The sequence below is a fragment of the Holophagaceae bacterium genome (assembly GCA_016720465.1).
In the GTDB taxonomy this organism is placed as follows: Bacteria; Acidobacteriota; Holophagae; order Holophagales; family Holophagaceae; genus JANXPB01.
Genome location: JADKKO010000002.1, coordinates 40001 through 54055 on the forward strand (window position 1 = coordinate 40001; position 14055 = coordinate 54055).

At 62.3% G+C, this 14055-nt stretch carries 12 protein-coding genes and 2 rRNA genes (1 of these 14 running past the window's edge); 13 read left to right on the plus strand and 1 reads right to left on the minus strand.

What is annotated here, in order from left to right:
- Positions 1-1994 (plus strand): 23S ribosomal RNA (locus IPQ13_04530); it begins 945 nt to the left of the window's first position.
- 119 nt (positions 1995-2113) lie between these two features.
- A 5S ribosomal RNA gene (gene rrf, locus IPQ13_04535) occupies positions 2114-2228 on the plus strand.
- A gap of 58 nt (positions 2229-2286) precedes the next feature.
- Here the strand turns inward: rrf and IPQ13_04540 are convergent.
- Entirely contained in the window at positions 2287-3555 is a 1269-nt protein-coding gene (locus IPQ13_04540; GenBank protein MBL0210169.1) for a hypothetical protein, read from the minus strand.
- 103 nt (positions 3556-3658) lie between these two features.
- On the opposite strand from IPQ13_04540, the gene IPQ13_04545 reads away from it, so the two are divergent.
- From IPQ13_04545 to IPQ13_04595, 11 genes are all read left to right on the plus strand, one after another.
- The gene (locus IPQ13_04545; protein MBL0210170.1) at positions 3659-4246 is read left to right on the plus strand and encodes an FHA domain-containing protein; all 588 of its coding nucleotides are present in this window, start codon (positions 3659-3661) and stop codon (positions 4244-4246) included.
- Between the two features lie 153 nt (positions 4247-4399).
- Positions 4400-6316 (plus strand): threonine--tRNA ligase, encoded by a 1917-nt coding sequence (gene thrS, locus IPQ13_04550; GenBank protein ID MBL0210171.1) that lies wholly within the window; start codon positions 4400-4402, stop codon positions 6314-6316.
- Positions 6317-6397: 81 nt separating this feature from the next.
- Positions 6398-7009, plus strand: a complete 612-nt coding sequence (locus IPQ13_04555) for a translation initiation factor IF-3 (protein ID MBL0210172.1) — start codon at positions 6398-6400, stop codon at positions 7007-7009.
- A complete protein-coding gene (gene rpmI / locus IPQ13_04560; GenBank protein ID MBL0210173.1) occupies positions 7002-7199 on the plus strand; it encodes a 50S ribosomal protein L35 in 198 nt (65 codons plus the stop codon). Before IPQ13_04555 ends, rpmI begins: the two co-directional genes overlap by 8 nt.
- A 155-nt stretch (positions 7200-7354) precedes the next feature.
- Positions 7355-7702, plus strand: a complete 348-nt coding sequence (gene rplT, locus IPQ13_04565; GenBank protein MBL0210174.1) for a 50S ribosomal protein L20 — start codon at positions 7355-7357, stop codon at positions 7700-7702.
- 112 nt (positions 7703-7814) lie between these two features.
- Positions 7815-8861, plus strand: a complete 1047-nt coding sequence (pheS, locus tag IPQ13_04570; GenBank protein MBL0210175.1) for a phenylalanine--tRNA ligase subunit alpha — start codon at positions 7815-7817, stop codon at positions 8859-8861.
- A complete protein-coding gene (locus tag IPQ13_04575; protein ID MBL0210176.1) occupies positions 8861-10783 on the plus strand; it encodes a phenylalanine--tRNA ligase subunit beta in 1923 nt (640 codons plus the stop codon). Before pheS ends, IPQ13_04575 begins: the two co-directional genes overlap by 1 nt.
- 98 nt (positions 10784-10881) lie before the next feature.
- Positions 10882-11139, plus strand: a complete 258-nt coding sequence (locus tag IPQ13_04580; GenBank protein ID MBL0210177.1) for a hypothetical protein — start codon at positions 10882-10884, stop codon at positions 11137-11139.
- Positions 11136-11564: a cell division protein ZapA gene (locus IPQ13_04585; GenBank protein ID MBL0210178.1), complete on the plus strand. Its 429-nt coding sequence runs from the start codon at positions 11136-11138 to the stop codon at positions 11562-11564. Before IPQ13_04580 ends, IPQ13_04585 begins: the two co-directional genes overlap by 4 nt.
- A gap of 234 nt (positions 11565-11798) precedes the next feature.
- Positions 11799-13448, plus strand: a complete 1650-nt coding sequence (rny, locus tag IPQ13_04590; GenBank protein MBL0210179.1) for a ribonuclease Y — start codon at positions 11799-11801, stop codon at positions 13446-13448.
- Between the two features lie 24 nt (positions 13449-13472).
- Positions 13473-14048, plus strand: a complete 576-nt coding sequence (locus IPQ13_04595) for a GAF domain-containing protein (GenBank protein ID MBL0210180.1) — start codon at positions 13473-13475, stop codon at positions 14046-14048.
- The last annotated feature ends 7 nt before the right edge of the window (positions 14049-14055 follow it).

Here is a 14055-nt window from a genome sequence, read left to right on the forward strand (position 1 = left end):
GGTAGAGACCTGAATGGACTAGGGGGGCACACCCGCTTACCGAATCCAACCAATCTTCGAATGGCACGCCGTGAAGTCCGGCAGTCAGACTACGGGTGATAAGATCCGTAGTCGAGAGGGAAACAACCCAGATCGCCAGCTAAGGTCCCAAAATATATGCTAAGTGGAAAAGGATGTGGATGTGCTTAGACAGCCAGGAGGTTAGCTTAGAAGCAGCTATCCTTTAAAGAAAGCGTAATAGCTCACTGGTCAAGCGGGTCTGTGCCGACAATTCAACGGGGCTCAAGCATATTACCGAAGCTGCGAACGAAAGTGGTAGGGGAGCATTCCCTACGTCTGCGAAGGTTGACCGTAAGGACAGCTGGAGACATGGGAAGAGACTCTGTCGGCATAAGTAGCGTAAAGACAGGCGAGAACCCTGTCCGCCGTAAGACTAAGGTTTCCAACGCAAGGTCAATCCGCGTTGGGTTAGTCGGGCCCTAAGCCGAGGCCGAGAGGCGTAGGCGATGGAAAGCTGGTTAATATTCCAGCACCATGAATATCTCGTTTGTACGATGCAGGGACGCAGGAAGGTAGTCGCGCAGGTCTATGGAATGACTTGTGAAACCTGTCAAGGGTGGCGCTTAGGGAAGTCCGGGCGCCGTGAAGCTCAAGACTTGTGACGAAAGGCGATGATCCTACACTGCCGAGAAAAGCTGCTAAGGAGAGGTATTTGTGTCCGTACCGCAAACCGACACAGGTAGTCGAGGAGAGAATCCTCAGGCGTTTGAGTGATTACTGCTGAAGGAACTCGGCAAATTAACCCCGTAACTTAGGGAGAAGGGGTACCCCGGTAGGGTTCATAGCCCGAGGGGGTGGCACATAAATGTTCCAGGCGACTGTTTAACAAAAACACAGGTCTCTGCAAACTCTCAAGAGGAGGTATAGGGGCTGACACCTGCCCGGTGCCGGAAGGTCAAGAGGAGCGGTTAGCGCAAGCGAAGCTGCGAATTTAAGCCCCGGTGAACGGCGGCCGTAACTATAACGGTCCTAAGGTAGCGAAATTCCTTGTCGGGTAAGTTCCGACCTGCACGAATGGTGTAACGATCTGGAAACTGTCTCCAGCAGGAGCTCAGCGAACTTGTAGCACCGGTGAAGATGCCGGTTACCCGCACTTAGACGGAAAGACCCCGTGCACCTTTACTACACCTTGACATTGAGGTTGGCATTGTGCTGTGCAGGATAGGTGGGAGACTTTGAAACTGGCTCGTTAGGGTCGGTGGAGTCAACGTTGAGATACCACCCTGCGCAATGCTGATCTCTAACCCACGCCCGTGATCCGGGCGGGAGACCGTGTCAGGCGGGTAGTTTGACTGGGGCGGTCGCCTCCAAAAGAGTAACGGAGGCGTACGAAGGTTCCCTCAGGCTGTTTGGAAATCAGCCGCAGAGCGCAATGGTATAAGGGAGCTTAACTGCGAGTCAGACACGACGAGCAGATGCGAAAGCAGGTCATAGTGATCCGGTGGTCCCGCATGGAAGGGCCATCGCTCAACGGATAAAAGGTACGCCGGGGATAACAGGCTGATCTTGCCCAAGAGTTCATATCGACGGCAAGGTTTGGCACCTCGATGTCGACTCATCACATCCTGGGGCTGAAGCAGGTCCCAAGGGTTCGGCTGTTCGCCGATTAATAGTGGTACGTGAGTTGGGTTCAGAACGTCGCGAGACAGTTCGGTCCCTATCTAGTGTGGGCGCAGGATATTTGAGAGGATTTGTCCTTAGTACGAGAGGACCGGGATGAACTGACCTCTGGTGTTCCAGTTGTGTTTCCAAATGCAATGCTGGGTAGCTATGTCGGGAAGTGAGAAGCGCTGAAAGCATCTAAGCGCGAAACACCCCTCAAGATGAGATATCCCCACGAGACCCGTCGAAGACCACGACGTTGATAGGTCGCATGTGTAAGTCCCGTAAGGGATTTAGCTAAGCGATACTAATCGGTCCATCGACTTGATCCTTCCATCAATCAATTCCATTTCCAATGGTGGCAACCCGCCACCGCACGGACTTCCAAGAGCAACAACCGAGCGAAACCGAGGTTTCCTCTCGCCCACACCCTTCGATCTTTCTCACCTTTCGTCGCGGCTATACCCCGGGGGTCACACCCGTTCCCATCCCGAACACGGCCGTTAAGACCCGGAGGGCCGATGATACTGCGTTTCTAAACGTGGAAAAGTAGGTCGCTGCGACGTTAAAAACCAGAAGCCCCACACTCAAGTGTGGGGCTTTTTAATGTCCAAAATCGAAAAGTTATTTCATCGAATCATATTGTTTTTTAAGTGCTAAATATTGCTGATAGACCGCGGTCATCTCCCGGGAGGTGGCCGCGTCGTGGCCCCCGCTGCGGTCCAATTGGGCTTTGAGTTGGCGGTGCCGCTCCCGCAGCGCGTTGAGGCGCGCTTCCATGGTCTTGCGCGCTTCGCCCTGGGAGGGCGGAATGAAGGGGGGATAGATCGGTCCACCGGTGTAGGCAGGGCGGCCAGCGGCCGTGTAGTGCCGGGTGGGCATCGGCTTCAGCACTGGCTTTGGAGGAGGCGGCTTGGGATCCTCCTTCAGCGTGACCTTGCAGGAGCCGCTGCGCTTGCGGGAAAGGCGGTCGGTGGCCTGCACCGTGAGGCTTTCGCTCTTGGTGGCCTTGCGGGTGATGCTTCGGCTTGTCAGCCCCAAAGGCGCGCCATCGGCGTACCAGGCGTAGGTATAGAGGCTCTCGCGGTTCTGCGCCGAGGGCGTGTCGAAAGCGCCGCCCTTCGGATTCGCCGAGACGGTGAAGGTATCGCCCTTTTTGGGTGTCTGGACCATCGGGACGGTGGTGACCACGAAATCATGGCCTTCGAGCGCCGCGTTCACCGCCTTCTCCAGTTCCTGGACCTCGTTGGCGGCCTCGTCGAGATCCGTCGGCACGCCGTCCCGGCCGGTGATCCGCATATCGCCGAAGCTGCCCTGGGGATAGTTCTGGCGGTATTCCTTGAAGCCTTTGATGATGTCCCGGAGCTGCGCGGCCGCGGTTTCCCGGTCCGCCGCGCTGCCCGTGCCCATCCGCTGCCGGAGGGTTTCCATCCAGTCGTAGTAGGACTGGAAACCGGCGCGCCATCCCGCGACCTCGTGGGGACAGCCCATGCCGAGCGTCCGGCGGATATTGGAGGCGATGACCGCGCGGGTGGTCTGCTGGGCATGCACCAGCTCATGTTTCAAGGTGGCGGTCCAGTCGGCCGTGGCCTTGTAATTCTGCTTGCCGTCCGCCCGGTGGATCTCCTGGAGGAGTTTGGGGTTGAGGGTGATCACATGGGTGTCGGGATTGGTGTCGGCGTTGTCGTTGTCGGGCACCGGCGCGATGCGGACGCTGCCGTTCTCGAAGCCTCTGCGCACCGCGTCGGCATTGGCCTCGCCCTCCAGGCGGCGGACGAAGCCGACGATGGCGTTGACCGCAGCCTGCTGATCGGCAGGGACGCCCTGGGCGCCAAGCCGCAAGGGGATAAGCACCAGGCAGGCGAGGAAAGCTGCGCGGGATCCGAAGGGCATGGGACCTCCAGGACTGGAACGGAAAACGTGCTCCCCAGCATAGTCTCCCCTAGGGATTGTGGTGGATCCGAGGGGATATACTCCCGAAATGGGAGGCCTCTCCATGGCCCATTTGCGCGTCTTTACCCAGGATGGGGCCGAGGCCAGGGAGAGCCTATTCCAGTTGGAGCGGGACCAGGTGCTCATCGGCCGGGATCCCGCCTGCGATCTGGTCCTGCAGGGCATCGGGGCCTCCCGGCGCCACGCCGTCATCCAAAGGACCGCCACCGGGTGGCTGGTGGTGGACCAGGGAGGCGCCAACGGCACCCTGGTGCAAGGCCAGCGGATCGCCAGCCACGAATTGCGGAACGGGGACACCCTCCAGATGGGAAACTCCAGCTTGGTCTTCGAGGATGAACCGGCGGAGACGGCCGCTCCCCAATGGATCTGGTGCGCCCGCTGCGGAGCGCCCGCCCCGCTTGGAACCTGGGCCTGCGCGGGCTGCGGACAGCCTTTCGATGGGCCTCCCCAAGCCCGGCAGAGCCGGGAAAAGCAGGGCCGTGGCGGCTGCCTCTGGATCGCGGCCGGCGGGTGTCTCCTGGCGCTTCTGCTGGTGGCGGGCCTGGTCGCCTTCGTCCTCTGGCGCGCGGGCGGGATTGAAGGATTGACACGGCGCAGCATCAGCCCCGCACGCACGATGATTCAAGATTGAAGAGAGGCGGAAACCCGGCGAGCCCCGCCCAGGCAGGTGGGCCGCCCGCGCATTGACACCAGGCTGAGTCTGGGCGAGCCCAGCCGTTCCTGGTTACACTGAAATGCCCCCGCATCCTGGGGGCAGTGCTTTTTTTATGCTACGGAGCCCGCAATGCCGATCACCGTCCGCCTGCCTGACGACTCCCTCCGCCAACTGCCGGAAGGTGCGACGGGAACTACCCTGGCGGAGAGCATCGGGCCCCGGTTGGCAGAGGCTGCGCTGGGCATCCGCGTGAACGGCGGCCAGATCATTGATCTGGCAACTCCTTTGAACGACGGGGAGCAGGTGGCCATCGTCACGAGCAAGGATCCGGATTCCCTGGAACTGCTGCGGCACTCCGCCGCGCATTTGATGGCCCAGGCGGCCAAGCGGGTCTTTCCCGAAGCCAGGGTCGGCATCGGCCCGGTGATCGAAGATGGTTTTTATTACGATTTCTGGATCGAAAAACCCTTCACGCCCGAAGATCTCCTGGCGATCGAAGCGGAGATGCGCCACATCATCGATGAAGGCATGCCTGTGGTCCGGGAGGAACTCACGCGCGACGACGCGGTGACCCGCTTCGAGCAGCTGGGCGAGCCGCTGAAGGTGGAGCTGGTCTCCAGCATTCCCTCCGGCGAAACCATCACCGGCTACCGGCAAGGAGAGTTTTATGATCTTTGCCGCGGTCCCCATGTGCCCAACACGAACCGCATCAAGGCCTTCAAGCTGCTGAACACCGCCGGGGCCTACTGGCGCGGAGACGAAAAGAACCAGATGCTCTGCCGCGTCTATGCGACGGCCTTCCATACCCAGAAAGAGCTGGATGAGCACCTGCACCGCCTGGACGAGGCCAAGGCGCGGGACCACCGGAAACTGGGCAAGGAGCTCGGGCTCTTCTCCTTCCACCCCGAAGCGCCGGCCTCGCCCTTCTTCCATCCCAAGGGCGCGGTGGTCTACAACGAGCTGGTGGCCTACATGCGCGAACTCTACCTGCGTCACGGCTACAGCGAAGTCATCACGCCGCAGATCATCGACGTGTCGCTGTGGAAGACCTCCGGCCATTACGACAATTTCCGGGAGAACATGTACTTCACCTCGGTGGAGGAGCGGGAATACGCGGTCAAGCCCATGAACTGCCCCAGCCATTGCGTCATCTTCAGCACCGGCAAACACAGCTACCGCGACCTGCCCATCCGGCTGGCGGACTTCGGCCGGCTGCACCGCTATGAGCGGTCCGGCGTGACGCATGGCCTGACCCGCGTCCGGACCTTCTGCCAGGACGATGCCCACATCTTCTGTGCGCCGGACCAGATGAAATCCGAGATGGCCGCCTTCCTTGCGCTCATCCGGGAGGTCTACGAGGTGTTCGGCTTCACCGAAATGCGCGTGGCCCTGTCCACGCGCCCGGAGAAGCGCCTGGGCTCCGATGAAATCTGGGACGCGGGCGAGGGGGCCCTCGCGGAGGCCATGAACGAAGCGGGACTGGCCTTCCACATCAACCCGGGGGAAGGCGCCTTCTACGGGCCCAAGATCGAATTCCAGGTGCTGGACGCGCTCAAACGACCCTGGCAGCTGGGCACCCTGCAGGTGGACTACTCCATGCCCGCCCGGTTTGGACTCAAGTTCACCAAGGCTGACGGCACCGAGGAAGCGCCTGTCATGCTGCACCGCGCCATGCTGGGCAGCCTGGAGCGGTTCATGGGCATCCTCATCGAACACTGCGCCGGAGCCTTTCCCACCTGGCTGGCGCCGGTGCAGGTGGCCATCCTGCCCATCACGGACCGGGTGCATGAATTCGCCTCGGTCCTTGAGACGCGTTTCAAGGCCTTGGGGCTGCGGGTGGAACTGGATGGGCGGAACGAGAAGGTCAACGCCAAGATCCGCGATGCCCAGCTCCAGAAGGTCCCCTACATGCTGGTCATCGGGGACCGGGAGGCCGAGGCCGGCACGGTTTCGGTCCGGCACCGCCACAAAGGGGATCAGGGCGTGAAATCCGTGGACGATTTCCTGGCGGCGCTCCAAGCTGAAATCCAGGGCCGGGACCGGTAATCCCGAAAAAGATGATTGGAAAGAACCCGTTCCCTTGATAAACTTGCTGTTCTTTGTGTTAGTCCCTGTAGGAGGTTTGTTATCCGGTCCCTTGAAACCCGCATCAACGACGGTATCCGTACGCCGGAAGTCCGAGTCATCGACGAAGACGGAGCACAACTCGGAGTCATGTCGCCCCAACAGGCGATCCGCGTTGCTGAAGAAAAAGGCCTGGACCTCGTGGAAGTCTCTCCCACCGCCAAGCCTCCGGTATGCAGGATCATGGACTACGGGAAGTACAAGTTCATGGAAGCCAAGCGGGACCATGCGGCAAGGGCCAAGCAGAAAAACATCGTGGTCAAGGAAGTCAAATTCCGCCCCCGCACCGATGACCACGATTTCGAATTCAAGGTGAAGCACATCCTCCGATTCCTGGAGGAAGGCGATAAAGTGAAGGTGGTAGTCATGTTCAGGGGCCGCGAAGTGGTCCACCGCGACATCGGCTTCCGGATCTTTGAAGACGTGTTCAGCCGGATCCTGGACAAATGCATCATTGAAAAGCCCGCGGGCATCGACGGCCGCGACATGCACGCCATCGTCGCGCCAAGGCCCGTGGAAGTCCCCAAGAAGGCCAAGCCGGCCAAACCCGTCCAACCTTCTGCCGGGCCGAAAGAAAACGAAACGGTAACCACGAACGAGGTCCAAAATGCCTAAGCTCAAGACCCACAAGGGCGCCCAGAAACGCTTCAAGAAGACCGCCACCGGCCGCTTCAAGCGCGGCTGCTCGCACCAGCGCCACATCCTCACCAGCAAGACGCCCAAGCGGAAGCGCCAGCTGGACATGGGACGGATGGTCAGCGAGTCCGACACCAAGCGTGTCGCCGAAATGCTCCCCTACGCCTGATATCCTCCGGGGGTTCCGCGCTTCGCGCACACCCCCGGACCCCCGCGTCCCTCACAGGCCAAGCCTGCTCGGGACTTCACCCAAACATGGCGGCACTGCCGCCCCCGATGTGGCCCTTAAAACTCTCTTGAGTTGCCACCAGGAAAGGATCTCCCATGACACGCGTCAAACGTGGTTTTAAACGAGTCCAGCGCCGCAAGCGCATGCTCAAGTTCGCCAAAGGCTTCTACGGCGCCAAGTCCCGCCTGTACCGCTCCGCCAAGGAAGCGGTCGAAAAGGCCCTGGGCTACGGCTACCGCGACCGCAAGGTGAAGAAGCGCGACTTCCGCAAGCTCTGGATCGTCCGCATCAGCGCCGCCTGCGGCCAGAACGGAATTTCCTATTCCAAGTTCATGGGCGGCCTCAAGAAGGCGAACGTGGACCTGGATCGCAAGATCCTGGCGGATCTCGCGGTGCGCAATCCCGAGGCGTTTACCAAGCTCGTGGCCACGGCCAAGGGCTGATCGAAACCCACTCGATGAAGACCCGGAAGGCCGCGCGAGCGGCCTTTCCTTGTTTGACGGGACCCCTGTGACCCAACTTGACGCCAATGCCCTCAGCCTTCTTCCCGCGGATATGGCCGAAGCGTGCGAGCGCTTTCCTTCGGCCCTTTCGGCCTGTGCGAACCTGGATGCGCTGAACCGGCTCAAGGGCGCCTACACCGGCCGTGAAGGGAGCTTCTCGGCGCGGCTGATGGAATCCCTGAAACAGGCGCCGAAGGAGCAGAAGCGGGAACTGGGCGCCGTCATCAACGGCCTCAAGAAAACCTGGGAGGAAGCCCTGAAGGCCAGGCAGGGCGAGCTGGAAACCGAAAAAAAGCAGCTTGATTCCACCAGGAACGCCTGGGATCCGACCCTGCCGCCCCCCATGCCGCCGACCGGGGCGCTGCATCCCCTGAACCGCCTCATGGACCGGCTGGTGGACGTGTTCCGCCCCCTCGGATACCACGTGGAGGAAGGCCCCGAAGTGGAGACCGAGGAACACAATTTCGACGGCCTCAATATTCCGGAGGACCACCCAGCGAGGGGCACCGCGGACACGTTCTACCTGGGGCAGCATCCGGAACTGCTGCTGCGCACCCATACGAGCCCCGTTCAGGTGCGTGTGCTCAAACGCCTGGCACCGGAGCTGGAGACGAAGGGCGGCATCCGGTTTCTCGCGCCAGGGCGGGTCTACCGCAAAGACGAGATTGACCCGACCCACTCGCCCATGTTCCATCAGGTCGAGGGGATGCTCGTGGGCAAGGGCATCGGCATGCACCACCTGAAGGGCACCCTGGCCTACGCCATGAAGGCGCTCTTCGGTCCGGAGGCCGATGTGCGGTTCAGGCCCTCCTACTTTCCCTTTGTGGAGCCCGGCTGCGAGATGGACGTGCATTGCCCGCTCTGCGGCGGCTCCGGCTGCCGCGTGTGCAAGGGCAGCGGATGGGTGGAGATCCTGGGCGCGGGCCTCATCCATCCCAATGTGCTGCGCATCGCGGGGATCGATCCGGAGATCTGGAGCGGCTTCGCGTTCGGCATGGGCGTGGAGCGGACCGCCATGATGGTGAGCCAGACACCGGATCTGCGGCTCTTCTTCGAGAACGACCAACGATTCCTCAAGGCCATGGGAGGACTGGACTGATGCTCCTCTCGGTGAACGCCCTGCAGAAAGAATTGCCAGCGGTTTCGAAGGTCCCGTTGAAGGATCTCTGCGATCTGATCGCTTCCCTCGGCTTTCCCATCGATGATGTGGCCCAGAGCGGGACTGGACCGGTGCTGGACGTGGACATCACCGCCAACCGCGGCGACGTGATGAGCCACCGCGGGCTGGCGAGGGACCTCGCCGCCAAGCTGGGCCAGGACCTTTCACCCGTGGACCTGGATCCGTTGGAGGAAGGCGAAGCGCTGGTTCCGATCCGTTTGGAGGCCGATGCCTGCCCCCTCTACTCGACGGCCGTCCTGACGCTCGGAGCGATGCAAACCACGCCGGAAGACGTCAGGCAGTTCCTGGCCAGCCTGGGTTCCAATGCCAAGGACATGGCTGCGGTGGACGCCTCCAACGAATTGCTGCATCGCTACGGGCATCCCACCCACGCGTTCGACGCAGACAAATTGCGGGGCGGTATCGTCATCCGGCATGCGGCGGCCGGCGAAAAAATCACAACGCTGGATGGCGTGGAGCGGACTCTCACCGAAAAGGACCTGGTCATCGCTGACGACCGCGGCCCCATCGCTCTGGCCGGCCTCATGGGCGGTGAAAGCACCAAGGTGGACCTGGATACGCGGCGCGTGCTGCTGGAATCCGCCTGGTTCGAACCGCGCGTGGTCCGCGCCATGGCCCGCCGCCATGGCCTCCACACGGATGCCAGCCACCGCTTTGGCCGCGGGGCGGATCCATCCATGGCCCGCATCGCGCGCGATCTGCTGGCCGCCCGGTTGAAACAGTGGGCCTGGGCGTCCCTGGATGGGGCCTGGACCGAAGGCGAGGAACCCGGACCGGCCAAACCCATCAGCCTGACGAAGGACTTGCTGCATCGCATCGCCGGGGAACCCTTGTCCATGGAGGATGCGGCGCTGAAATTGCAGCGGTTGGGATGCGAGGTGGAAGCGAACCACGTGGCGTTGAGGGCGCTGCCGCCATCCTGGCGCCATGACCTGGCCCTTCCCGAGGATCTGGCCGAAGAAGTGCTGCGCCTGCGCGGCTACGACCTGATCCCGTCCACCCTGCCGCCGGTGAAATCGGACCCGGAGCCCCTGGCCGCGGAGTACCAACAGCGGCAAGGCGTCGCCCGGCGGCTGGCCTGCTTGGGCTTCTTCCAGACCGTGACGCTCGGATTCATCAGTCCCGAGGCCGATGCGGAATTCGCCGGCACGCCAGCCGGAGGACGGACCCTGGGCAATCCGCTGGGCTACGAATACTCCATCCTCCGGGGTTCCCTGCTGTCCTCGTTGAAACACGCCGCCGAGTACAATCTGCGGCAGGGCGCGAGGGAAGTCAGGCTCTTCGAGATCGCCCCCACCTTCCATTCCGCGCCCGGCGGCCCGGAAGAACGTTCGACCCTGGGCATCGTATGGGCCGGTGAAACCGGGGGACTGGATCCCTTGACGCCCAAGGGCCCCGTCCAGCCCGCGGCCCTTCAAGGCATCCTGGCCGCCTTGGGCGTCCATGGGGCCCCCGCCCAGGTGCGCGTGCTGGAGGGAGGGCTGCTGGCGGCTGAGGTGGCCCTGGCAGACCTTCCCGCTGCTTCCGGGCGGGTCATTCCACCCTTCCAGGGCTTCAGCCGTTTTCCATCAGTGGAACGGGACCTGTCCCTGGTGGTGCCCTTCGGCCTGTCCTTTGGCCGTCTGGCCGAGACCATCCAAGGGGCGCTCATGGGGACGCCTTTGCACACCCTCACCTGCGTGGACATCTACCGGGGCAAAGGTCTGCCCGACGGCCATCAGGCCTGGCTGCTGCGCCTGATCTTCCAGGGCGACCGCACCCTCACGGGGGATGAGGTCGACGTCTGGGTGGGATCGGCCCTGGAGGCCGCCCGTTCCCTGAAGGCGGAGCTGCGCGGATAACCGTTGCGCTCTGCGCGACGCAAGGTGTCCGTTACGAAACAACCAGAAAAGCACTGGTTATTTCGTAACGGACGCTAACCTATACCTCAGGTGCTCCAATGGATCTTCTCAAACAGCTCGAAGGCAAGCTTCAATCCCTGGTCCAGCAGCGCAATGAGCTGCGCGACCAGGTTTCGGCGATGAGGGCGGAACTGGAGGAGATCAAGGAAGAAGGCCTCGAGGAGGACGAGGAGCTCCACCGCCTTCGGGCCCAGGTGGAAAGCCTCACCCACGACAAAGAGGTCTTGGTGGCCGAGCGGGAGGAGCTGAGCACCCAAGTGGCGGGGATCCTCAAGCTGGTGGAGGACCTGAAATGAAGGCTCCCGCCATCCACATCCCCGCGGGCAAGGTGGTGCCGGTCCCCCGCAAACCCAAGGCCCAGGATGTCCACTTGGAGGTGCTCGGCCGCACCCTGAAGGTCCATACCCTGGAATATGGCGACAGCCTGACCCGGGCCAAGGAAGTGCTCGAATCCGGCTTTCACGACATGGAAGAGGCCTATGAGGTAACATGGGGGAGTTCCCCCTCGGCCCTGGACTCAACCACCTGGCTGCTGATGGGGGCCCTGAACCTGGCGCATCGTGTTGCGCAATTGGAACAGGAAGCCACCCGCACCACCCAAGACCTGGAACACACTCTCTCAAAGCTCCTCGACGACGTTCCGGATGAATCCCACGACTCCCACCCCCAACCCTCGACTCCTCCGGGAGCGCAGGACGGTCTGTTCGGGAGCGAACCCTGATCCCTGCGAGGCCCGTGTTTTGGCCAAGCGCTTGTTCCGTATAACTGCCTGGGAGACCTTACCCCGCTTGTGTGCGTTCCGCGTCGCGGCGCGCCTGAAAAGCGGGTGTTCCTAAAAGGAACGGTGGTTTCCCCCCTACTACCTTAGGGAACTAGGCAAGCCCACACGACTGAGCGGGGACTTGGTTGACAACTTGGATGTGCGGGTGGCTCCAACCCTCATGGAGACACCGCGATGAATGCATTGACCCTCGTCTTTGGCGCAGCGGCAGTCCTGCTGCTGGCCGCCGCCGTCTTTTTTGCCCTCCAGGCCACCAAGGCCAAGGCCCAGGCCGCGGCGGGAACCGATGCCCGCATCCATGCGGAGGCCGAAGCCAAGGTCATCCGCGACCAGGCCACCCGGTCCGCCGAAGCTGAGATCAAGGGCGCCAAGGACCGCGCCCAGCGGGAAGCGGACGCCATCCTCAAGGAAGCCGAGCTCAAGGCCAAGGAACAGGCCCTCGCGGCCCGCCAGGAAGCCGAGAAAGCGCTTTACGAGCGCCAGGGGGCCCTGGACAAGCAGGAGCAGCGCATCCAGTCCAAGGAAGACAATCTGGACAAGAAGACCTTGGCGCTGGATGAAAAGAGCAAGGGCATCGAGCAGAAGACCAAGGAGCTGGAAACAGCCACCGAAAAACGGAAGGCGGAGCTGGAGAAACTCCAGGCCCAGCAGGCCGAGGCCAAGGCGTTGGTGGAAGCCCAGGCCAAAAAGCTGGAGGAAGTGGCGGGCCTCACCCGGGAAGATGCGAAGAAGGAAATCATCGAGTCGCTGGAATACACGGCGAAGATGGATGCGGCCAAGCTGATCCGGCGCATCGAGGACGAGGCCCAGGAAGAGGGCATGAAGAAGGCCCGCTGGACCATCGGCGCGGCCATCCAGCGCGTGGCTTCGGACGTGGTCTCCGAAGCTGCCGTGAGTTCGGTCCAGTTGCCCAGCGATGACTTGAAGGGCCGCATCATCGGCCGCGAGGGCCGCAACATCCGGGCCATCGAGAAAGCCACGGGCTGCGATCTCATCGTGGACGACACGCCCGAGACCATCGTGGTCTCCAGTTTCGATCCCATACGCCGCGAAGTGGCGCGCCAGGCCATCCTGAAGCTCCTGGCGGACGGCCGCATCCACCCCGCCCGCATCGAGGAAGTCGTCGAAAAGACCAAGCTGGACATGGACCAGCACTTGAAGGAAGTCGGCGAGGCCGCGGCCATCGAGATGGGTTTCCCCGATGTCCACCCCAAGCTCCACAAGCTCCTGGGGCGGCTCAAGTACCGCACCAGCTATGGCCAGAACGTGCTGGACCACACGAAGGAAGTCGCGCATATCGCCGAATACATGGCGGGCGAGATGGGTTGCGATGCCCGCCTGTCCAAACGGGCCGGACTCTTCCACGACATCGGCAAAGCCATCGACCGGGAAGTGGAAGGCACCCACATCGAGATCGGCATGGAGCTCCTGCGCAAATTCGGCGAGAAGGAGAACGTCATCCATGCCATGAGCTGCCACCACGGCGACTTCGAGCCGCGCACGGTAGAAGCCATGCTCATCACCGCGGCGGACGCCCTCAGCGCCGCAAGGCCCGGCGCCCGGCGCGAAATGATGGAGACCTATGTCAAGCGCCTGGAGCAGCTCGAAGGCATCGCCAACAGCTACAAGGGCGTGCAGAAGAGCTTCGCCATGCAGGCCGGCCGCGAAATCCGCATCATGGTGGACGCGGGCCAGGTGAACGACGACCAGGCCTTCTGGATCGCCAAGGACGTGAGCAAGCGCATCGAGGCGGAGATGCAATACCCCGGCCAGATCCGCGTCACGGTGATGCGCGAAACCCGCGCGACGGAATTCGCAAGGTGAGCTAGAGTTGAGCCACTCACCCCGATGACCAAAGAAACCGATCCCAACCAGGCTCCAGAAAACGCCGCCGCGTCCGCCCCGGACCGCGGGCCGGCCGGGGGCGCGGACCCCGACGTCGCCCTGGAGCAGTGCGCCGCCAAGGAGGATCTCCTGGGACTGCTGCTGGAGCGGGCGACCTCGATTTACCCTTGCGAGAACTGGCTGTTCGGTGAGATCCCCGACCCCGAAAACCCCGTGGAAGTGGAGATCCTGGCCTATTCGCCCACGCGCCTGCAGAAGGTCTACCAGGGCATGCGGATTCCCATCCTGCAGAGCGGCTTCAGCCGCCGCCTCTATCAAGAGCATTGCTTGAGCTATGTGGGCGAGGACAACGGGAGCATCACCCAGTTGAATCCCCAGTTCGTCGAGACCTTCGCGCTCTCGAGCTTCATGGGCGTGCCCCTGCTATTCGAGGACCGCATCGCCGGGATCCTGTTCGCGGCCACCTTCAAGGGCGAAAAGGCGTGCGTGCCCAGTGAATCCCAGCAGGAAGCCCTCATGCGGCTGGCCCAGGCCGGAGCGCTCGCCCTCCATCGAATCCAGGCCCAGGCGGCCAGGTAGGATCTGG